Source organism: Legionella sp. 39-23 (assembly GCF_001897665.1).
In the GTDB taxonomy this organism is placed as follows: domain Bacteria; phylum Pseudomonadota; class Gammaproteobacteria; order Legionellales; family Legionellaceae; genus Legionella; species Legionella steelei.
Genome location: NZ_MKTO01000038.1, coordinates 136,778 through 158,477 on the forward strand (window position 1 = coordinate 136,778; position 21,700 = coordinate 158,477).

Sequence of the window (21,700 nt, forward strand, 5' to 3'; positions counted from 1 at the left end):
AAAGTGACATGGTTAGTATCCGTAGCCTGGGTTTCGCTACGCCGCACCCGGGCTACATCTTAATCATTTGCAAGGATGGTGTCCCCTGGAAGATTCGCTAGATCATCAAGTTCTTCTCGTCGTTCTTTTTCAGCTCCTGCAGAGAAAAGACGAGGGCGCTCAGGTTTCTTAGGCTTCATAATTTCACCACAAAAGGTCTTATATTCTTGCTCATCAAATTCCAATTCCTTTTTTTCCTCAGGTTTAAACCTAGCGTCCACTAAAAATTGGGTTGCAATTGCCAGTGCCGCCGCTGCAATAAGCATAGGGATACCAATACCCAAAGGTACGACCGCTAAACTGGCGAACACCACGGCAGGAATAAGAAGTTGAATCAAAGTACTACGGATTAAATTGACTGATTGATAAATCATCATCTGTTTTTGATATTCAGTTTCTGCTAGGCATTGCTTAATTTCAAGGTAAAGAAATTTTTTTTCGTTGCTGTCCAGAGAGTTATCGCCTTTTAATCTATCGCTTCTTATCAATTGAACTAAGCACTTAATCTTAAAGTCGGCATCTTGCTGTGACTCTTGTTTTGTCTTATGAGTTTTATAGAGTTCAATACCACCTTTGACTATATTATTAATCACAGTAAATGCAAAGCACAATACCGCACCCGCAATAGCCATTGAAGCTAAAACTGGAGCTGATATAGGCAGGAATGGCATGGTTAAGACCAAAAACGCGCCCATCAAAGCAGTCGCGTACACAATACCCCAAATTAAGGATACTTTTTGCAGCTGCCACTCTCTTTTACACTTTTTCTGCTCTTGTTTTAACGTATGGATTTGCATCTCGATTTGGCGTATTGTTTTTAGCTCTTCCTCTTCAAGTTGTCCATTTTTATTACGCAAGGCATGAAGTTGCCGCTCTAATCTTGCTAAATCTTCCTCATATTGCAGCATGGCTTTATCATATTTTGTTTTTTGCTCAGCCAAATCCCAGATCGATATAGCAATATCAAAAATTAACAATGCAAGGGTAACCGCATCTCCCGCAGCACCCAATGTGCCTCCTCCAGTAAGCCAGAAAAAACACACTAAATTCGCTGTTCCCCAAATTGAATCATTCAATAAAGTAAATTTTCTTTTTGACCACTCGGTTTGGAAGCGCTCCTGCCAAGGAGTTTTTGCCTCTTCGTCACTCATCTGCTCTTCATCATATCGAATAGTATGTTTGAGTAACAAAAATAAATTCATGAAAAAACGCGCGTAATATAAAATCCAGCTCAAATTCCCGGTGTAAGGATCCGGCATTTTAATCGCTTTATCGGCTTGATCTCCGAAAAAACGAGAGTCTTCAGCAACTAAGCCAATCAAGGTTTTTATAAAACTTGACCCCCAGACCCAATATAATCTCTTATCATTCAGGGAATCCATGTACCCTCTAATGGTCTTAGTGGTTCCCCCTGATAGGTCAACAATGTCTTTAGCTAACAAGCGAGCAACAGGAATACCCATATATTTTATAGGTTGTGCATCAGAAATCTCCGCTAGCTCAGGAGATTCTTGAACGCGTCGTTGATATTCGGGGTCGAGCTCTTTAAGTAAAAGTGAACACTTCGCAATCTGTTGGTTATATTTCTTATCGTTTTCTGTTTTTTGATAGTCTTTTTCATGTTGTTGTTGCGCGGCCAAAAGCAACAGCGTAATTCTTAAGTCATATATTAGCTGTTCTTTTTGTTTATCACTCATGTATCGACACAGGACAACATCAGCTTTATCCAATTTTCCTAAATAAAATTCTAAGGAAGGAAGAAAGTCATCACTACGATGTTCTGCAAACGCGCGACCGGTTAAAGACCCAATATAATCCAGTTCCCTTCCTTTCGCTCGTTTATAGGTGTTGGCTTCAGAGGATGCTTGTTTTAACCGATTATAGTACGTTTGATGACGAAGATATTGAATGTACTTAGGAGATTTAAAGTATTCATCGTACTCTTCCTCTGCCGTGATTTCTGGTTCTATGGGTTCTTGCAGAAGTTGAATACTTTCTTTTTGTATATCTACATAATAAAGATTATCGTTCTGAAAAATGACGGCGTCATTATTGTCATGGAGCACACTTTTGAGGTTGGCAAAATCAACATTATCCTCATCTGCAAGATTAATCTCTTCAGAGTCTATATTGATAAGACCACATTGGGTTCGACTGTACTCAAGTAGCTTTTCGAAACTCAAATCAGCGATGTTTCTTTGTTCTTTTAATGCATCTCTAAGGAAAGATTGCAGAATTGCGCTACTTGTTGCCATAACAGTCACCTCTGTGCCCATAAATCTCGACGACTAATTCATTTTATCACAGAAAAAAATTAATGTGTTCTTTTTTATAACATAGCACTAATTTTAAAAACAAGATGTACAGACATTGATTTACACTATTGAAACCAAAATTTTCATAAAATAATAAATTATTGATTGAAAATTCATCATTTTAGTTGAATTTATAGCCTGAGTGCAGCGCAGCCAATCCCCGGGAATGCAATAGTAACGATCCCCGGGTTCCGAGACTACAATATTTTAGAAAAAGCTATGTCGCTGAAGAGAGATCACGCGCGTAAATATCATCGAAACGCTTAATGTCATCCTCTCCCAAATAAGCACCACTTTGCACCTCAATGACATACAGTGGCTCATTCCCCGGATTACTTAAGCGGTGGAGCGTATTTTGCGCAATATAAGTTGATTGATTTACCGATAGGAAAATGGTTTGCTGGTCATTGATTACTTCGGCTTTTCCAGAAACAACAACCCAATGTTCCGCACGATGTTGATGCATTTGTAAAGATAAACGGGCTCCAGGTTTGACCATCAGACGTTTCACTTTGAATGAAGCGCCCTCGGCGAGAACCTCATAATATCCCCAAGGGCGAGATACGCGTTGGTGATCCTGTGTGAGTTGGTGGTGATCTTTACTTAAAGAGCTCACCAAATCCTTAACCTGCTGTGAATATTGCTTGTCAGCAACTAAAACTGCATCTTGTGTTGCCACAATAATTTGATCTTGTACACCAATGGCGGTGACCAAAATATCGGTACTATGAATCAAGCAATTAGTACTCTGCTGCGCAATAACTTTTCCAGTCATCGTATTCCCGTCTTGATCCGGTATATTGGCATCAGCTACTGCAGACCAACATCCTAAATCACTCCATTGCATGGACACGGGGATAACTGCTGCTTTGTTTGTCTTTTCCATAATCGCATAATCAATCGATTCCGCCTCACATCGTGAAAAGTATTCTAAATCGAGACGTAAAAAATCATGATGATGTTGCGCTTTTAAAACAGCTTGCTGACTAAAATATGAAATATCCGGCTGGTATTCAGCTAACTCCTGAAGATAAACACCCGCACGGCATACAAACATACCGCTATTCCAAAAATAATTTCTACTGGCAATAAACTCTTTCGCCATCTCAATGGCTGGTTTCTCTCTAAAACTTAAAACCTGCTGCACCTTATCCGTTAGCGACTCTCCCGCCTCTATATAACCATAGCCTGTTTTGGGACTATCTGGCTCGATCCCAAAAGTCACTAAAGCTTGATGCTCTGCTGCAAATTGTGCTCCTGTTAACATGGCTTCTTGCCATGCTTTATCATCCGCTATCCAATGGTCTGAAGGAAGTACCAACATGACGGCATCAGGACCGGCAATTTGGGATAAATAATGAGCAGCACAGGCAATTGCTGGGGCGGTATTGCGTGCACAAGGCTCTAACAGATAGGTCATTGAATGACTTAAATGATTTAATTGCTCCTGACAAAGAAAATAATGTGCATCATTACTGACAATCAGAGAATGAGTACTCACCAAGTTCTGTGCTCGGTTCACCGTTTGTTGCAAAAGAGATAACTCACCATTTAAGGCCAGGAATTGTTTTGGGTAATTTTTACGAGATAACGGCCATAAACGAGTCCCAGAACCTCCAGCAAGGATAACAGGATAAAGAGTAGTCGTCATAAAGTTCCATGTTATGGCATAATTTGGCGCATTCTAACAGCATTTTTGACCTAAAAAAAGCAAACTTCCCAATAAGTCCGAACAAAAAAACAACAGCCTACGTTGCACGCGCAAATTTGCATACAGACGTTCATCTAATGTTTGGTTCTGAATATCATTTGCCAAAATTGATTTGAGAATATAATCTGCTCGGACTTACTTAAAAAGTAAACGTAGTTAAATGCTGAGCTAAACAGCCCAGCCAACACTTACTTATTAATAAAGCCACAAAAGTAAACTCTTCATGGAGACTTATATATTATGAAAAAAGCGGTAGTCTTACTCTCTGGGGGTCTGGATTCGACCACTTGCCTGGCTTTAGCAACAGCAAAAGGTTTTGCCTGTGCAGCAATCAGCTTTGCCTATGGGCAAAGACATTCTGCTGAATTACAAGCAGCACAGCGTATTGCACACCATTATAAAGTGATAAAACATCATATTGTGACCTTAGATACGGAACTGTTTCGTAACTCCGCTTTAACAGATACGAACCTGGACGTGCCTGCCTTTCAGGAAGGCTCTGAGATTCCGGTAACCTATGTTCCTGCGCGCAATACCATTTTCTTGGCAATGGCCTTAGGCCTGGCTGAATCCATAGGTGCACGAGATCTCTTCATTGGCGCAAGCTCTGTTGATTATTCTCATTATCCTGATTGTCGTCCGGAGTTTATTGAAGCCTTTCAAACTTTGGCCAATTTAGCAACCAAAGCAGGCGTAACTGGAGATCGTTTTTCTATTCATGCGCCATTACAACATTTAAGTAAGGTACAAACCATCCAGTTAGGGATAAGTCTTGGCGTAGACTACAGCTTAACGGTTTCATGCTACCAGGCAAATGATGCGGGCGAAGCCTGTGGTGAATGTGACAGTTGTACTTTCAGACGACGTGGCTTTAGCGGCGCAGGGGTTGCGGATCCTACTTTATATCATCATGCAACGACAAAATAACAGCCAATGAATCAATATCTAGTGAATTATGATATGGGTATTTTCGAGTATCTGTATCGCTTAATTAAAACCGAGGGCACAAAATGCGCCCAAAAATAAAACCAAAAGAACAAATAATAAAAAATCTGCTCATTTATTACACTAATAATCCTAAAAAATCAAATTATTTTACACTTTTGTTACAACAAATTGAGCATTTTTGGTTCACATGTAGCAAAAACATTGCTATGATTCGCCGTGATTTATAACCTTGGAGTAAAACATGGCATTACCAAAAAAAGTTGCAAAATTTTTCGAAACGATTGGTTATTTACCAGCGAGTGCTTTCGTTGGTCTTTCTAAGTTAGTACTCGGTGGTACTGATGTAGATGCAGATGGCAAACCTACTGGCACTACTACTCGCGGCTTAGTTGGTTTACTGGCTGATGGTGCTAAATATCTAGCTCGTTCAGCTACTGATTTCTTAGCGAACCATAAAAAAGCGATTGCTATTGCTGCTTGGGCTTCTTTAGCTGTTGCTGGTGCTGCTGCACTGACTTTATTCTTGTGGCCTGCTGCTTTAGCTGCTGTTGCTACATTCTCAATCGGTGGTCTTTCTATTGCTGCTATCGCTGGTGCTAGCACCCTTGCACAAATCGGTCTTGCTGCTGGTTTAGCTGCTGCGGCTACTTCTGCTCTTGTTTATACAGGTGCTGCTATTGGTAACTTCGCTTCTTGGGTTGCAAAGTGCTGCAAAGATCTTCGTGCTAAGAAAGGTCCTTCTTCAGTAGCTCCTACTGGTCTACAAGATGATGAAGAAGAAGATTTAGATAGTAGCCATGAAGCCACTGCTACTTTGGGCACTGGCTCTAGAAGACCACTTGCTAGATTAAGTACTTCTGATGATGTTGAGGCTTCTGCTACTGTTACAGCTAAGAAGCAACCAACTGCGACTGTTGTTAGATTAGGACAACCACAACAACCACAACACTTTCCTCCAGTACTTGCTACTGCTACTGTTGCTACTAAGAAGAAAGATGATGCTGAAGAACTCCAACAAGGTCGCGGTCTTGGCCTTTCAGGTAGCCAACACTAATTAATTAGTGCTGAGAGTACCATTGTAAAACGCGGCCTAGGCCGCGTTTTTTATTTCCTCTTATAGCGTTCTCCACAAATCATTCCTACTAAAATTCTTGCCATAATTCAGCCAATGCATTCTTAAAAGCAGCAAAGTAGAACCAAAAAACAAGGCTCGCATCAGGCTTCACTCCCGGGTTACGGCGATGTCTGCACCAGCTACAATTTTTTAAGCATTTATCACTCTTATGCGTTATAATCAGTCATTTCATGCAAGTAGGTACCTAATTGATGGCGAAACAACGGAAAATGCTGGTGACCAGCGCCTTACCCTATGCAAATGGTCATTTACATCTTGGGCATTTAGTAGAACATGTCCAAACAGATATTTGGGTGCGCACCCATAAAATGTTAGGCATTGACTGCATTAGCATTTGTGGCGATGATGCACATGGAACCCCAATTATGTTGAAAGCAGAGCAAATGGGAATTACTCCCGAAGCGTTGACTGCTGAAATCAAATTAAGCCATGAGCAAGATTTTAAAGCCTTTGCAATTGATTATGACTGTTACCACACCACCCACTCTCCTGAAAATCAGGAGTTGGCTGTCGCCATATACGAGGCATTACAAGCCAATGGTTCAATTATCAAAAGAACCATCCGCCAGGCTTATGATCCCCTAAAACAAATGTTTTTACCCGATCGTTATGTCAAAGGAACCTGCCCTAAATGTGGCGCTAAAGATCAATATGGGGATAACTGCGAAGTCTGTGGCGCGACCTACTCGCCTACGGATCTGCTTGATGCAGTATCGGCTATTTCGGGGGCCAAACCCATAGAAAAAGATTCCGAGCATTATTTCTTTGATTTACCTCGCTATGAACAGCTCTTAAAAGAATGGACCCGTAGCGATCACTTACAAGCAGAAGTTGCCAATAAACTGGATGAATGGTTTGCCGCAGGCTTAAAGCAATGGGATATTTCCCGTGACGCCCCCTATTTTGGCTTTCCTATTCCGGGGACTACGGACAAATACTTTTATGTTTGGCTGGATGCGCCTATAGGCTATATGGCTAGTTTCAAAAAATACTGTGATGCGCATGGTGTCTCTTTTGCTGAGTTTTGGGATAAAGACTCCACCACCGAACTGTACCACTTCGTTGGCAAAGACATCGTATACTTCCATGCTTTATTTTGGCCCGCGATGCTCGCTGCCAGCGGTCATCGCATGCCAACAGCGGTTTATACCCATGGCTTTTTGACTGTTGATGGCCAAAAAATGTCAAAATCACGCGGGACATTTCTCGAAGCACGCACCTATTTAGCACATTTGCATCCAGAATACCTACGCTATTATTTTGCAGCCAAACTCAATGGTCGGGTTGATGATCTTGATTTAAATTTTGATGATTTTACCAACCGCATCAACGCCGATCTGGTAGGGAAAGTAGTCAACATTGCCAGCCGCTGCGCCGGTTTTATTAATAAGCGCTTTGATAACCAACTCAGTAATCGTCTAAGTGATCCGCAACTGTATGCAGAGTTGCTGGCCATGCGTGCTGAAGTAGTGGAGTCTTTTATTGCTCGTGATTATGCACGCGCTATTCGCCAAATCATGGATTGTGCCGATAAAGTGAATCAGTACATCGATACAAATAAACCCTGGGTTTTGGCAAAAGAAGAGGAGCGTTTATCTGAAGTGCAAGACATTTGCACTATGGGGATTAATTTATTTCGCATCCTCATGGCTTATTTAAAACCAGTATTGCCGCTGATGGCAGAAGCCGCAGAAGAGTTTTTGAATTGTGAACCACTTACTTGGGATGCAATTGACCAGCCTTTATTAAATCATCATCTCAATACCTTCCAGCCGTTAATGGTGCGTGTTGAAAAGGACAAAATACAAGCGATGCTGGAGCAGTCCAAACAGGTGTACAATGCCCACAGTTAAAGAAATTGACGCGCTTTTGCCACAAACCCAATGTGGCGAATGCGATTTTCCTGGTTGTTTACCCTATGCCGAAGCCTTGGCTCAAGGTACAACCACGATTAATAAATGTCCTCCTGGAGGCGTTGCCACCGTCAAAGCGTTAGGTGCTTTGCTACATGTTGATCCAACGCCTTACTTGTCAGAAGCACTTGCCAATACACGTCCGCCATCTGTTGCCGTCATTCGTGAAGCAGAATGTATTGGCTGTACCAAATGCATCAAAGCCTGCCCGGTTGACGCAATTATCGGCAGTGGCAAATTAATGCATGCCGTAATCAACCATGAATGTACCGGTTGTGGTTTATGTGTTGCGCCCTGCCCAGTAGATTGCATCGAGATGGTTACATTACCAGAGATATCCTACGATAAAGAGTTAGCACGCAAACGCTTTCACGCGAAACAAAGCCGTTTATTGCGTGAGGAACATGAAAAACAACAAGCGTATAGAGAAAAACGCCTGCTTGCATTGAAAACGGATAAAACTCAAGACCTACAAGCCAAGCAAGACTATATTCAACAAGCTTTAGCGCGCGTAAAAGCGAAAAAAAATCATGAATAAGCAAAAACGTCGAGAAATTTTTGAACGCTTTCGTGAGCAAAACCCTCATCCAACTACTGAATTGACCTACCATTCTCCTTTTGAATTATTAATTGCTGTTATTCTTTCAGCACAAGCAACGGATATAGGCGTCAATAAAGCAACAGCCAAATTATTCCCTGTAGCCAACACGCCCCAAGATATTCTTGATTTAGGGCTGGAGGGCTTAAAGGAATATATAAAATCTATAGGCCTGTATAACAGCAAAGCGCAAAATATTATGAAAACGTGCGACCTGCTACTCAAAAAGCATGAGGGGCATGTACCCAATACCCGTGAGGAATTGGAGTCACTGCCTGGGGTGGGGCGCAAAACCGCAAATGTAGTGCTCAATACAGCTTTTGGCGAGCCCACCATGGCTGTAGATACGCACATATTTCGGGTAGCAAATCGCACGGGGTTGGCGAAAGGAAAAAACCCTTTAGCAGTAGAAAAAGCGCTGCTAAAAAACATAGAACCTGAATTTTTAAAAGATGCACATCATTGGCTGATTTTGCATGGGCGATACGTATGTACAGCCCGCAGCCCTCGATGTAAGACATGCATTATTCAGGATCTTTGCGACTATCCAGATAAAAATTTATAAGAGACTGCCTTGCAGTAGCGTAGCTTGGGTAGCGCAGTGAAACCCGGGAATACAAGAATACGGTTCCCGGATTCCACTGCGCTGCACCCAGGCCACATTTAGATGCTGGTTATGGATAACAACAATGAAAGAAAGTCATAAAAATACTCTAGCAAACTTCATTTTAGCAAAATTTTATCGATTTTTATCCAAGGAAGATAACGTCAGCAAAAGAACGTATCTGTACGATTTCGAACAAATGACCCAGGAAATAAAGCCTGGCGATGTACTCTTAGTAGAAAGCCATACGCGGATGGGTAATATTATTCGTCTTATTTCCGAAAGTACCTGGACCCATGCTGCTTTATATATTGGACGTCTTCAGGAAATTAGCGATCCCTCCTTGCGTGAGGTAGTGCAAAAACAGGTGCAAAATCTGACTTCAAAACAGCTGATCATCGAAAGTGTCCTCGGCGAAGGCACGCGCATCACTGGTGTGGACGAATACAAAAACGATCATATACGTATTTTAAGACCCTCCGCACTCCTCCCCGAAGATAAAGAAAAAGTGATTGCTGCCGCCATTCATAAAATTGGCAAAAACTACAGTCTGAGACATCTTTTTGATCTGGCACGCTTTATTTTTCCTTGGAGTTTTTTTCCGCGTAGATGGCGCTCTTCTTTATTTCAACACAATATGTTGCAACCCACTGAAGATATATGTTCGTCAATGATTGCCAAGGTGTTTCAATCGATAAACTATCCTATCTTACCCCTGATAAAAAAAGACCAAGCAGGCTATACCTTAATCCACCGCAACCCACGTCTTTATACGCCAAGCGATTTTGATCTTTCACCTTTTTTTGATGTGATTAAATATCCCATTTTACCGCTTAAAAAGGGACAAACTTATCATGACTTACCATGGAAGAACCAATTAATTAGTGATGACATTGAAGTCGTTGAGTTAAAAAATAAAGAATAATCGAGTTTGTTTTTAGATAAAAAGATCTTGATACAACATGTAATGTTCCTGGGCTTCATGAGAAAAAGACTGGCATTTCTATATTTTTACTCATACAATAAAATTTCGTTGTTGCAGGGAGCGCAAACAATATGAACTGGTGGACAGATGGCGCCAAATCACTTGGCAATGGAGTAACATGGGTTTGGAACAAGACCCCAATCACGCAAGCCGTGGGTTACGTTATAAATACAGGGTTTTATGTAGTTGAACAGGTTTTAGCCTTACGCGAGGCGGTTCCTGCCGTAGTTACGCCTCCAGTGATGAAGATCGTCAAAGGAACAGGGAATATACTCTATTATGATGTTGCACCTGTTGTCGCCGCACATTGTGTCAATTACGGCATTCAAACTTATTTGCGACCAGCAGACCCAAGCGGAATGTTGGCATCCTATCTAATACAACCTACCCTAACTCTTATCGATTATACAACATGGGGATTTACTTATAGGCAAGCCCCTAAATTAGCAGTACATACTTTTGCCCTTGTTTCCATGGGCCCAGCCGCTTTTAATGAATACAAATGGAAACTCAGCGAACCCCCACCAACATTATGTAAAGAAGAAGAGTGTAATTTTAAACGTAAATTTAAAGGCACTTTACGCGAACCATTAACATTGGCATTGAATGATCTGGTACTTTGGGTAGTTAGCAACCTTCCCTACGGTGGAAAACAACTCTCATGGGTATTAGCCGTCTTTTTTTATGGTGAATACATCACCCGGATGGCAACACCAGAACGATGTGAACGGCATAAAGCCATGAAATCGCAATCCGTACTGTCTTTAGGTGCAGTGTACACCGGACTCTCATTGTTGATGGATTATGGACTTGATTCCACAGTGGGAATGCCTCCTTATCTGTACCTCAGAACCTTGCACCATTTATTACTTTTAGCGCACATTAATCTCGCATCACACATGAACTTGCCATTAGTCAAAACGACAAAAGATACAATCTCCCTTGATCCTTTTGTTATTTATGATCGAAGCAAACGTTTTATGGTTGATGTTGTGTTTGCAGGGCTGATGAAAAGAATACCGATTGATTTTAAACCGCCAGAAGGTTCAAAACCCTTCATTCCGCTTTCAACGGTTTTTAAATTCTTAACTAAAGTACTTAAAAGTGATTTAGAGCAGGTACAAGTTACACAGCCTGGATTTTTTAAAAAAGCAACAAGAATTCTGATACCGAACATGTTTCTTAGTCCAAAAAATGCAGTCAATGATCCGGTGATTAAGCAATTTTGGCCTGACATACGCAGTGACTTACTCTACATCTTAGAAATTGTAGAATCGACAAAACCGGTTAAATCACTAACCACAGCACCTAAAGCCATTGCATCTACAGTGAAATATACACTACCAGTTGTATTAAACTTTCGTTTTGGCTTACCTATAAAATTGTCTGAATTTCTATTATCCTTAAGTAAAAAAGAAGACTTTTGGGATTTCGTATCTGAACTTAAATTATGGCTTGAACGAAATAATCTATCTAATGAAGTAATTTTGGCAAAAGGAAACTCTAAAGTGGGCGTAGGTTTACATGAACATGGACGAATCATCGAGCTCCCTATAGAGCCTCAAGCGATCACATTACCTCCTGCCGATGATTTAAAAGCAGTACGCACACCAACAATGGCGAATGCCAAACGCTTAGCTTTTCAAAAACCTCCGCAAACTCTAGTCACCGCACACAGTTTATTTTCTACTAAAGATCGCTCTCAATTCATAAGTGCCACGCCACCTAAAAAAGAAGAGCATCCTTTAGTCCAACCAACCGAAGAAAATGCGGCATTTCAATACAGCTAATGAGTTGAGGGGATTAAAAGAATGCCTATAGCGCTTCTGATTCTTTTAATCACCTTGATTGCAATTGCTATCCGCAGAATGACTCAAGTTATCATTCCAATTTGGCTTATTACTACAGTAGGCGCTGCAGCAACAGTATTATTGCAGCAAATCACCCCAATTCACGCAATTGCCGCAATTGAACCGGATGTAATGTTTTATTTGTTTGGTGTTTTTCTCATCGCCCAAGCAGCTGAAGACAGTGGCTATTTAGAACAATTAACGGACAAAATCTTCTATCGTGTCCACACTGGGAAACAGGCTTTATTCATTATTCTATTTGTCCTTGGATTGAGCGCGTCCCTACTGATGAATGATACCATTGCAATTATAGGCACCCCCATTATTATTCAACTATGTCAATCACATAAAAAGTTAATTAAGCCCTTACTTTTTGCCCTGGCGTTTTCAATCACTATTGGCAGTACCCTCACCCCTATTGGTAACCCACAAAACTTATTAATTGCTGTACAGGGAAACATGCCATCACCTTTTTTTCAATTTATCCGACTTTTGGCGATACCTACAATAATAAATCTTATCATTACTTATCTGTTTCTCTATTTTCTATATAGAGATACTTTAAACGAACCTATAGAAAAGCCTACTCCTGCCCCCATCAATGATCGTCATACAGTCACTCTTGTTCAATTAAGCTTAAGCATTTTTTTTCTTTTAATCATGCTGAAAATTGTTTTCGAATACATCCAATCATCCATCCATTTAAATTTCAGTCATATAGCACTTATCTCTTCCTTGCCAATTTTTTTAAGTAAACTCCGCTGGGAACTTATCAAACGATTGGATTGGGGCTCTTTGATTTTTTTCGCAAGTATGTTCATTTTGATGCAAAGTGTATGGGATAGTGGTTTTTTGCAAGCGCAGATCAATCATTTCCATCTTTCAATGGCTCAAGTGCCGGTTATATTGATAATCAGCATTATTCTGAGTCAATTTATATCCAATGTACCCCTGGTCATCTTGTATTTACCACTGCTCATGCACCATTCTGTTTCTGATGCCAGCCTATTGGCTTTAGCAGCAGGAAGTACCATTGCCGGTAATTTATCAATTTTAGGCGCAGCAAGTAACATCATTATTATTCAAAACTGTGAAAAAAGAGGCATTAGAGGCTTTAACTTCCTTGAATTTATAAAAATTGGGGCTCCGCTTACGCTCATTAATATTTTGATTTATGCATACTTCCTTTAAAGCGAAAATCAGGTCGTTAACAGCACGTGAAATCTAGATGAACCAATAGAAATTTATGAATCTCGCCCCATGTTCTCCCCTACACTCCGCGCATCAAGCAACTGGACAACTACTTGCCATATTAAACGCAATGGTGGTATATTTACGCGCGAACTTGTTCATTACAAGGCAACTATCAGCAAAGGCCAAGGCAAAATTATGGAAATTCTACACCTATGAATCAATCGTTGCCTTCACAGCGCTCTTGCTGCTTTTTGTTTCTGAGTATCAGTGTAATTACCGCTCTTATTTTATTAATCAACGTCTCATTTAAAATTGTGCTCGTTGAAGGCCTGGTATTCTCTGTGAATGGTTTAATCTGTCCACTCATAGCCGGTTTGTATTTATTGGCATTAAGAAACTGCTCAATTAAAGAACAAAGACATTTACTCAATATCTCTTTACTGACGTTATATCTTTTTTGTATCGGGGTTTATGTCTTAATCAATTTACCTGCAGCCGAATACATGCACGATAATCCAGTGTATCAAATTATTTTTCAAGACATACCTAAAAAGTTCTTTGCCACGACCATTGCTTTTGCCCTGAGTTTCTACCTGCCGCATCTATTGGTTTATCCTAAATCCAGTAAAAAATCACCTACACCAAAGCAATGCATGCTCCTTGCACTATTAGGTGGCATCAGTTTTTTTGGGCTGGATTTTTTTCTCTTATTTTCAGGTACTCATCTTCAAAGTTTTAAACACATTTTTATTGATTCATTTATGATTGCCTCGCTAATACTGCTTCTTATTGGTATTTTTTATCTGGCTTTTTTATTAAAATATCAGAATTTATTGACCCCTGAACGCGGCAGCGAGCAATTACCCTTATATCATTACTTTATTTGTGTTGCGATCGTAGTCATGCTGATTTGTTTGGCTTGTGAGTACAGAATAGTCACCATTATAAATAAATATATGGTCCTATCAGCCAGCTCATTATTTTTTCCCATTACCTTGGTGATTAGTACAATTCTTGGTGAGCTTTGGGGATACCGAGTCAATCTAAAATTATGTCTGATACTGATTGCCACCCAATTTACATTTGATGCATTACTTATGGGGATTGTCGCTTTACCTTCTCCAACGTTTTGTAATTTGAATCATTTTTACAACTACATCATGCTAAAAAGACTACCTGCAGCATCCTTAACCTTATTTATTGCCTTTATTAGTAATGCCATGTTGCTCAACTATTTGAAGCATTCTAAGTGGAACTTACATCGCCCATTGCGTATTTTAATTGCTAATTTTTGTTCTAACTCTTTATTGTGTTTAATCGATTACGGTTTGTTATTTGGCGGCATTTATCCTTATGATCAAGTGATTAATTTAGTAGTTAATGTTTGGCATTATAAATTATTTACAACCTTGATCACTTTACCTTTCATTCTGTGGTTCTGTGCTTATATGGAAAAGAACAAATCATTAACCTTGCAGTATGATTGATCCCCATAACCTCAATCGAGCCTGCCAGCAGTTGTAGCCAGGGTGTAGCGCAAGCGGAACCCGGGTTTCTAGACGTGAATAAACATAAGCTCCCGGGTTACGGCTCGCGCCTTCACCCAGGCTACAATTCTACGCCATGAATTGACGAGGAAGTCCGTGTGAATACTACTCTTTTTTTATTGGTCTTTTCCAGCCATAGACCGTTTTCTGTTTTGACTCCGTAAGTGTCAGCTCACCGGGAGGAACATTTTTCCGAATGGTACTGCCCGCCCCTATAGTTGCATAAGCGCCTACAGTCACTGGCGCAATAAACTGAGTATCTGAACCGACAAAAACACCATCCTCGATAATGGTTTTGTGTTTGTTCACCCCATCGTAATTACAGGTAATAGTACCTGCACCCACATTCACTTGCTTCCCAAGAGTCACATCACCCAAATAACTTAAATGACTTGCCTTAGAGCCCTCATCAAATACAGCCTTTTTGGTCTCCACAAAATTACCTATCTTACAGTGTGCAGCCAATTCGGTACCTGCTCTTAGGCGTGCAAAAGGACCAATAGCGCAATCATTTGCGATGTTGCATCCTTCTAATACACTGTTCGCATGAATCTCACAACCAGCACCCAAACTCACATCGCTGAGTATGCAGTTAGGGCCTATAGAGCAACCATCACCAAGAACAACCTTGCCTTTGAATATACAGTTGATGTCAATGAATACGTCTTTGCCACAAACTAACTCACCACGGACATCAAAACGATTTGCGTCAGCCAAAGTAACGCCTTGCTGTAATAATTGTTCAGCGTTCCGTACTTGCCAGATGCGCTCTAATTGCTGCAATTGTAAGCGGTTATTTACCCCTTGAATTTCTGCGCTATCTTTTACACTCAGTGTTTTAATTGGTGTTTGACTGGCAACAGCTAAAGCAATAATTTCTGTGAGATAATACTCAGATTGCGCATTATCATTGCCCAGCTTGGGCAGCCATGCTGCCAAATCGTCAGAAAATGCACAACAAACCCCTGAATAAATTTCTTTTATATTCTTTTCTTGCTCATTTGCATCTTTTTCTTCTACAATGATGGAAACTTCACCTTGGTTGTCTCTAATAATACGTCCAAGACCGCTAGGATCTTCGAGATGAGCAACCAAAAGTGCCAAAATGGATTTATAGGGGTTTGCTGTATTGCTGCATTCAATTAAAGCACGCAACGTATCGGCTTGAATAAGCGGTACATCAGCAGATAAAACAAGTACTTGTGTTTGTGGTGGAATAAATGGTAAGGCTTGCATTACTGCGTGTCCGGTGCCTAATTGTTCTGCTTGCTGTACCCAATGCACAGGTAAGTCAGGGAGTGAGTTCTTAAGTTGTTCACCACCATGACCGTATATAACATGAATTACATCAGGATTTAGTTGTTGTGCGGTTTCCACTACTCGAGTCAGCATAGGCTTCCCAGCAATTTGGTGAAGTACTTTAGGAGTACTGGAATACATTCGTTTACCTTGCCCTGCAGCTAAAATAATAATTTGTAAGTTCATGTAGTTATGAGTCCTAAGTTAAAACACAATGACAGCGATGCAAATGAAACAGTCTGCCTAAGTTAAAGAGGTATGATAACTAAATTACAGTTCAAGGAGTAGAGCGATGACCATATTTGTTAGAACAGCCCAAGCACTCATAGACCGAGTTTTGAATAAATCGAATGAAGACTCCATTGCTGAAGATAAAGGGGTAATATATGGATGGTTTCGAGATACCAAACATTCTGAGCAACAAAGAGAGGTAACACGTAATCTACAAAAACTCATCGCGGACTTTCAAACAGAAGATACAGATAAAAAAAATTTAGCAGGCATGCAAGATCTAATCAGCAAAACAGATGTCGTGGTCGAAAGTATGCGCGCCAAAAAATCATGGAAGCGAGGTGACTTGAATGACACTTTAAGTGACCTTAACTCACGCCTGGACCGATTCTACCGTTATCTTGGTGAGAAAGGCGAGAAAGCTGATAAAAGTGATAAGGCTGAGAAGAAATTGTTTACTTTTGTCGATGTCGCTGATGATGATGATCCGTTTAATCTACTTTGTGCTCATGCAGCTTATTACTTGGGCGAACATATTCTTTGTCCTCCTGAAGAAGGAATGCTTGCTAAGATATATGAAAAAGTTGCCAACTCCATTAGTAATGCTACCGCGATAGAAATCAGAGCCCAAAAAGAAGATTGTCTGATGAAAAATATTCTCATCTGTAAGAAAAAACTAGAGGGCTTGGATCCAGAAAAACCCGATTATAAAGAGCTACGGAAAACTTTTGTTATTGAAGCCATACAGGCCATTCATCGAGAGAATGCTGAGATCTGTGAAGAATCCAAACCTATTGACTCGATACCTGTGCAAGTAACTTTTATTGCCGTTGCTCGAGTTAAAGCCCCAACCATAAAGCCCAGTCGTGGAAGATTAAAAGTTGCTATGGACAATGCATTTGAGGAAATTGAAACCAGAGGGCTCAAAGAAAAAAATGATGAGAAAGCAGCACTCGCATTGTAACTTTTTGCGTCACACTGATTCTATAGCCTGGGTGCTTCACAGCGTAACCCGGGTTTCCTCAGCAGATCAAGATCCCCAAACCCTGGTTACGCCACACTGCAACCAGGCTACAAAAATATCCAAACTACGCAGTCAACTCACCACACAAGTCTGTTTCCATCAATTTCTTTATTTCTGCAATGTCTAATCTTTTGCTGAGCAAATACAATAACTTGCAATGGGCAGCTTCCGGAGTCATATCATGGCCGCTAATCACTCCAGCGTTCTTTAAAGAATGGCCAGTAGCGTATTGGCTCATCTCTACACCACCTTGTTGGCATTGAGTGCAATTAACAATGATCACCCCGCGTGCACAAGTATCCTTGAGCAATTTTAAAAAACGAGGCTCATTATTTTGAGCATTACCAGCACCATATGTCTCCAAAATCAAACCGCATAAAGGCTGATTTAAAATATATGTCAAAACATCCGTAGCAAAACCTGGGAATAACCGAAAATTAGCAATAAACTGTGGTTCTATCGTTTGTAAATGAAATGCTTTTTTAGGCCGCTTCAGTAACAAGTTTTGCTGAACTTTTATTTCAATCCCTATAGACGCTAGATGTGGATAATTCGGTGAGTCAAATGCTTTGAACCCCTGCGAACTGATTTTTTGTGAGCGATTACCACGCAATAAATGTTGATTGAAATAAATGCACACTTCATGTATGGGCTGATTTGCGCAGAGCCATAAAGAGGTGATCACATTATCGATCGCATCATTACGTACTTCGGATAAAGGGATTTGCGAACCGGTAATAATTACTGGTTTGCCTAAGTTCTCCAACATAAAGGATAAAGCCGAGGCAGTATAAGCCATAGTATCCGTACCATGAAACACAACAAAGCCATCAAAATGCGCATAGTCGTCCGCAATATCCCGTGCAATTCGGTTCCAGTCGTACACCGTCATATTCGAAGAATCAAGCAAGGGCAAGTATTCCTTGATCGCATATTCGGGCATGTCTGCATGTTTGAGTAAAGGAATTTGTTGTAATGCAGCTTCTACGTATCCTGCAGCAGGCTCATAACCATTTTCTGTCTTAATGCAGCTAATCGTGCCACCTGTATTGATAATTAAAATTCTCTTTTTCATATGCTGGTCAATGAGAGTATGTGTCCTAATTATATAACTAAATGCTTGCGATAGTGTAATGAATGTTGGACAGAGGGATGTAGCCTGGGTGTGGCGCAGCGAAACCCGGATTCCGCTGCGCTGCACCGAGGCTACAAATTCAATCGTCAAAATGCGAAAGTAAGACAGATTTTGTTGAGTAGTAACCTTTTTTCAATAATAATTACAGATTTAATTGCCAAGGTCTCGCAGTTTATGGAAAAATCAAGCTATTAGCGGTTTAATCTAAACAGTGACATCATGGTGATTGATCGTGCCGGTTATCGGTTGAATGTAGGTATTATCCTTGTCAACGCGCAGAATAGAGTTTTTTGGGGTAGAAGGACTGGTCATGATGCTTGGCAATTTCCGCAAGGCGGCTTAGCTGCTGGCGAAACATCGTTAGAAGCAATGTTTCGGGAATTGCATGAGGAAGTAGGTTTGGATAAGGAAGATGTTGAAGTTATGGGCTCAACCAAGCGCTGGCTTAAATACAGACTTCCAAAACAATATCTACGTCATGGCAGCGAACCTTTAGTGATTGGACAAAAACAAAAATGGTTTTTGTTAAAGCTCGTTGCTAGTGAGCAAAAAGTCAAACTGGACTTAAGTGACTCACCAGAATTTGACAGCTGGCGATGGGTCGACTTTCATGAACCAGAAGGGCAGGTTATTTTCTTTAAACGTCAAGTGTATTCACAGGCGTTAAAAGAGTTAGAACCTTTATTGAAAAAGAATCGTCGTTCTCCTTATGGCATTAAACGCAAAAAGAGAGCATAGGTTGCTGAGATATAAAATATTAGGGAGCGGTTGAATTTCGTGCAAGATTTGCCAAATACGGCCGTTGACCATTTAGAAAAGAGGTAATCATAGGCATAGATGCTCAAAGTACTTAAACGGATAGTTCAAGAAGTCACTACAGCCAAGCAGCTTTCTGAAGCACTCGGCATTTTAGTGCGACAAATTAATAAAGCCATTAATGCCGAGGCCGCTTCCGTTTACCTCATCGATACCAAACACGCCGAATACGTTCTTATCGCCACAGAAGGTTTAAATCAGCAAGCACCATTTCGTGTGCGTATCTCGTTTGATAGTGGCCTTGTAGGTCTTGTCGGCCGACGTGAAGAACCTATAAATCTTGAAGACGCCCCCGCCCATCCTGATTTTTATCATAATCCATTATTAGGCGAAGAGCATCTTAAAGCGTTTTTGGGCGTCCCTATTATTCAGCATAGAAAGCTCTATGGCGTTCTCATTGTTCAACAAACAGAACAACGCCATTTCGATGATACAGAGGAATCTTTTTTAATTACCTTAGCGGCCCAGCTTGGTGGCATTATTGCCCATGCAGAGGCAACCGGTGAGTTAGCCGAATTAACACAGCCCAAACCTATGGGCGTGAGCAAAAAAGTTGAAACCAGCCCTGCGGCTTTAGCAGGAGTTGGCTCTGTCCCAGGAATTGGGATAGGTACGGCTGTGGTTGTGTATCCACAAGCAGATATTGATGCCGTCCCACAAAATCCTGTCGAGACATTGGATGAAGAAATTAATGCGTTTTATGAAGCGTTGGAATCCACTCGCGAAGACATGCACCGCTTAAGTAAACGCATGAAATCTGTTGTTGGCGAAGAGGAACACGCACTGTTCGATGTCTATTTGCGAATTCTTGATAAAGACAGCCTAGGTGTAGAAGTAGAGCACATTATTCGTAAAGAAAAGCTTGGCGCCCAGGGGGCTTTAGCGGCGGTAATTAAAAAGCACATCGCGCAGTTTGAAAATATGGAAGATACCTATCTTCGTGAACGCGCCAGTGATTTCCGTGATTTAGGACGTCGTGTGTTGGCGGCATTACAATGGTCACAACAAGAAGAAATTGTATATCCCAAAAGAACCATTTTGGTTGGAGAAGAAGTAACTGCTGCGGCACTAGCGGAGGTTCCAGAAGGATATCTGGCGGGAGTTGTATCAGCCAAGGGCTCCAATAATTCACATGTTGCTATTTTAGCGCGCGCCTTAGGAGTGCCCACAGTTATGGGCGTGCGTGGTTTAAAATTAGATTCAATTTCCCGCCGGGCTATTGTGGTGGATGGATATTATGGGCAAGTTTATATTTCGCCATCAAAATCCGTACTGGCAGAATTCAAGCTCCTAGAGCAAGAAGAGCAAGCATTAAATCAGAGCCTGATTAGTCTACGCGATAAACCTGCAGAAACTACGGACAACTATAAAATTTCTTTACAAGTCAATACAGGCTTAGCTATGGACGCGGGTTTATCCATGAGCGTCGGCGCTGAAGGTGTTGGTTTATATCGTTCTGAAGTTCCTTTTATGAGTCGAGATCATTTTCCTTCAGAAGATGAACAGACCATTATTTACCGACAAACACTGAAAGCCTTTGCCCCACGCCCTGTAACCATGCGCACCCTGGATATTGGTGGCGACAAAGTCCTCCCCTATTTCCCTGTAGAAGAAGATAACCCCTATTTAGGATGGAGAGGTATTCGGGTCACATTGGATCATCCTGATGTCTTCCTGATGCAAGTTCGGGCAATGATGCGTGCAAGCGAAGAGTTAAATAATTTACGCATCATGTTACCTATGGTGACCAATTTAAGTGAAGTCGAAGAGGCATCCTATCTTATTGATCAAGCGTTTACAGAATTGTTAGAAGAAGGTTGTGTCATCGAAAAACCAAAGGTAGGAGTCATGATTGAAGTTCCTGCAGCAGCCTATTTGGCACGAGAAATCGCCAAACGGGTCGATTTTATCTCTGTAGGAAGCAATGATTTGACCCAATATTTTCTGGCAGTCGATCGCAATAACGCGCGTGTTGCCGGTCTTTATGATGCCATGCATCCGGCAATGTTACGTATATTGCTAAAAGTCGTGGAAGGAGGCCATGCAGCAGGAGTAGAAGTCAGTATTTGTGGCGAAATGGCCAGCGATCCTTTAGCCGTTATTTTATTAGTCGCCATGGGTTTTGATACCTTAAGTATGAACTCTTCAAGTTTACCGCGAGTAAAATGGGTCATTCGTAATTTGTCCATTGCCAATGCGCGTAAAATTCTTGCTGAAGTGCTGGAATTTGAACACCCTGCGCAAATACGTTTTCATTTACAAAAGGCACTAGAGGATGAAGGATTAGGCGGCCTCATCAGAGCTGGAAAGTCTTTATGAATAGGAAGCTGATTACAGGCTACAATGCTTCATCACT

Annotated in this window: 16 protein-coding genes; 12 read left to right on the forward strand and 4 right to left on the reverse strand. The window is 41.1% G+C overall.

Annotated elements, in window-relative coordinates; translation table 11 throughout:
• Positions 1–59: 59 nt before the first annotated feature.
• Entirely contained in the window at positions 60–2,294 is a 2,235-nt protein-coding gene (locus BGO44_RS14480; protein WP_273198745.1) for a hypothetical protein, read from the reverse strand.
• Positions 2,295–2,571: 277 nt separating this feature from the next.
• Complete coding sequence (locus tag BGO44_RS14485) at positions 2,572–4,005, reverse strand: mannose-1-phosphate guanylyltransferase/mannose-6-phosphate isomerase (protein WP_058511539.1); 1,434 nt, start codon at positions 4,003–4,005, stop codon at positions 2,572–2,574.
• Between the two features lie 300 nt (positions 4,006–4,305).
• Between BGO44_RS14485 and queC the strand changes: the two genes are divergently transcribed.
• From queC to BGO44_RS14530, 9 genes are all read left to right on the forward strand, one after another.
• Positions 4,306–4,992 carry a 7-cyano-7-deazaguanine synthase QueC gene (queC, locus tag BGO44_RS14490; RefSeq protein WP_058511538.1) on the forward strand — a complete coding sequence of 229 codons (687 nt, stop codon included), beginning with the start codon at positions 4,306–4,308 and terminating at the stop codon, positions 4,990–4,992.
• Between the two features lie 262 nt (positions 4,993–5,254).
• Positions 5,255–6,067: a hypothetical protein gene (locus BGO44_RS14495; RefSeq protein ID WP_058511537.1), complete on the forward strand. Its 813-nt coding sequence runs from the start codon at positions 5,255–5,257 to the stop codon at positions 6,065–6,067.
• Between the two features lie 272 nt (positions 6,068–6,339).
• Entirely contained in the window at positions 6,340–8,001 is a 1,662-nt protein-coding gene (metG, locus tag BGO44_RS14500; protein ID WP_058511536.1) for a methionine--tRNA ligase, read from the forward strand.
• Positions 7,988–8,599 (forward strand): RnfABCDGE type electron transport complex subunit B, encoded by a 612-nt coding sequence (locus tag BGO44_RS14505; RefSeq protein ID WP_058511535.1) that lies wholly within the window; start codon positions 7,988–7,990, stop codon positions 8,597–8,599. The genes metG and BGO44_RS14505 overlap by 14 nt, the downstream gene beginning before the upstream one ends.
• Complete coding sequence (gene nth / locus BGO44_RS14510; RefSeq protein WP_058511534.1) at positions 8,592–9,224, forward strand: endonuclease III; 633 nt, start codon at positions 8,592–8,594, stop codon at positions 9,222–9,224. The genes BGO44_RS14505 and nth overlap by 8 nt, the downstream gene beginning before the upstream one ends.
• Positions 9,225–9,348: 124 nt before the next feature.
• Positions 9,349–10,188: a YiiX/YebB-like N1pC/P60 family cysteine hydrolase gene (locus tag BGO44_RS14515; RefSeq protein ID WP_273198744.1), complete on the forward strand. Its 840-nt coding sequence runs from the start codon at positions 9,349–9,351 to the stop codon at positions 10,186–10,188.
• 131 nt (positions 10,189–10,319) lie between these two features.
• Entirely contained in the window at positions 10,320–12,038 is a 1,719-nt protein-coding gene (locus BGO44_RS14520) for a hypothetical protein (protein ID WP_058511532.1), read from the forward strand.
• A 21-nt stretch (positions 12,039–12,059) separates the two neighbouring features.
• A complete protein-coding gene (locus BGO44_RS14525) occupies positions 12,060–13,289 on the forward strand; it encodes an SLC13 family permease (protein WP_058511531.1) in 1,230 nt (409 codons plus the stop codon).
• A gap of 215 nt (positions 13,290–13,504) precedes the next feature.
• Positions 13,505–14,779 carry a VUT family protein gene (locus tag BGO44_RS14530; RefSeq protein ID WP_058511530.1) on the forward strand — a complete coding sequence of 425 codons (1,275 nt, stop codon included), beginning with the start codon at positions 13,505–13,507 and terminating at the stop codon, positions 14,777–14,779.
• A 165-nt stretch (positions 14,780–14,944) separates the two neighbouring features.
• On the opposite strand, the gene glmU is transcribed toward BGO44_RS14530, so the two are convergent.
• Positions 14,945–16,324 carry a bifunctional UDP-N-acetylglucosamine diphosphorylase/glucosamine-1-phosphate N-acetyltransferase GlmU gene (gene glmU / locus BGO44_RS14535; protein ID WP_273198743.1) on the reverse strand — a complete coding sequence of 460 codons (1,380 nt, stop codon included), beginning with the start codon at positions 16,322–16,324 and terminating at the stop codon, positions 14,945–14,947.
• 106 nt (positions 16,325–16,430) lie between these two features.
• On the opposite strand from glmU, the gene BGO44_RS14540 reads away from it, so the two are divergent.
• Positions 16,431–17,333: a hypothetical protein gene (locus tag BGO44_RS14540; protein ID WP_058511528.1), complete on the forward strand. Its 903-nt coding sequence runs from the start codon at positions 16,431–16,433 to the stop codon at positions 17,331–17,333.
• Positions 17,334–17,457: 124 nt separating this feature from the next.
• Here BGO44_RS14540 and ansA read toward each other — a convergent pair whose 3' ends face one another.
• Complete coding sequence (gene ansA / locus BGO44_RS14545; protein WP_273198742.1) at positions 17,458–18,468, reverse strand: asparaginase; 1,011 nt, start codon at positions 18,466–18,468, stop codon at positions 17,458–17,460.
• Between the two features lie 279 nt (positions 18,469–18,747).
• Here ansA and BGO44_RS14550 point away from each other — a divergent pair, with 279 nt between their 5' ends.
• A complete protein-coding gene (locus BGO44_RS14550) occupies positions 18,748–19,266 on the forward strand; it encodes an RNA pyrophosphohydrolase (protein WP_058511526.1) in 519 nt (172 codons plus the stop codon).
• Positions 19,267–19,365: 99 nt separating this feature from the next.
• A complete protein-coding gene (ptsP, locus tag BGO44_RS14555) occupies positions 19,366–21,663 on the forward strand; it encodes a phosphoenolpyruvate--protein phosphotransferase (RefSeq protein ID WP_273198741.1) in 2,298 nt (765 codons plus the stop codon).
• Positions 21,664–21,700: the final 37 nt, after the last annotated feature.

What these genes read in the sequence shown, in the direction of transcription:
- BGO44_RS14485 (WP_058511539.1), bottom strand. Translation starts at nt 4,005, where the DNA reads ATGACGACTACTCTTTATCCTGTTATCCTTGCTGGAGGTTCTGGGACT.
- nth (WP_058511534.1), top strand. Translation starts at nt 8,592, where the DNA reads ATGAATAAGCAAAAACGTCGAGAAATTTTTGAACGCTTTCGTGAGCAA.
- ptsP (WP_273198741.1), top strand. Translation starts at nt 19,366, where the DNA reads ATGCTCAAAGTACTTAAACGGATAGTTCAAGAAGTCACTACAGCCAAG.
- ansA (WP_273198742.1), bottom strand. Translation starts at nt 18,468, where the DNA reads ATGAAAAAGAGAATTTTAATTATCAATACAGGTGGCACGATTAGCTGC.
- glmU (WP_273198743.1), bottom strand. Translation starts at nt 16,324, where the DNA reads ATGAACTTACAAATTATTATTTTAGCTGCAGGGCAAGGTAAACGAATG.
- BGO44_RS14495 (WP_058511537.1), top strand. Translation starts at nt 5,255, where the DNA reads ATGGCATTACCAAAAAAAGTTGCAAAATTTTTCGAAACGATTGGTTAT.
- BGO44_RS14515 (WP_273198744.1), top strand. Translation starts at nt 9,349, where the DNA reads ATGAAAGAAAGTCATAAAAATACTCTAGCAAACTTCATTTTAGCAAAA.
- BGO44_RS14550 (WP_058511526.1), top strand. Translation starts at nt 18,748, where the DNA reads ATGGTGATTGATCGTGCCGGTTATCGGTTGAATGTAGGTATTATCCTT.
- BGO44_RS14520 (WP_058511532.1), top strand. Translation starts at nt 10,320, where the DNA reads ATGAACTGGTGGACAGATGGCGCCAAATCACTTGGCAATGGAGTAACA.
- BGO44_RS14480 (WP_273198745.1), bottom strand. Translation starts at nt 2,294, where the DNA reads ATGGCAACAAGTAGCGCAATTCTGCAATCTTTCCTTAGAGATGCATTA.
- BGO44_RS14525 (WP_058511531.1), top strand. Translation starts at nt 12,060, where the DNA reads ATGCCTATAGCGCTTCTGATTCTTTTAATCACCTTGATTGCAATTGCT.
- BGO44_RS14530 (WP_058511530.1), top strand. Translation starts at nt 13,505, where the DNA reads ATGAATCAATCGTTGCCTTCACAGCGCTCTTGCTGCTTTTTGTTTCTG.
- BGO44_RS14540 (WP_058511528.1), top strand. Translation starts at nt 16,431, where the DNA reads ATGACCATATTTGTTAGAACAGCCCAAGCACTCATAGACCGAGTTTTG.
- metG (WP_058511536.1), top strand. Translation starts at nt 6,340, where the DNA reads ATGGCGAAACAACGGAAAATGCTGGTGACCAGCGCCTTACCCTATGCA.
- BGO44_RS14505 (WP_058511535.1), top strand. Translation starts at nt 7,988, where the DNA reads ATGCCCACAGTTAAAGAAATTGACGCGCTTTTGCCACAAACCCAATGT.
- queC (WP_058511538.1), top strand. Translation starts at nt 4,306, where the DNA reads ATGAAAAAAGCGGTAGTCTTACTCTCTGGGGGTCTGGATTCGACCACT.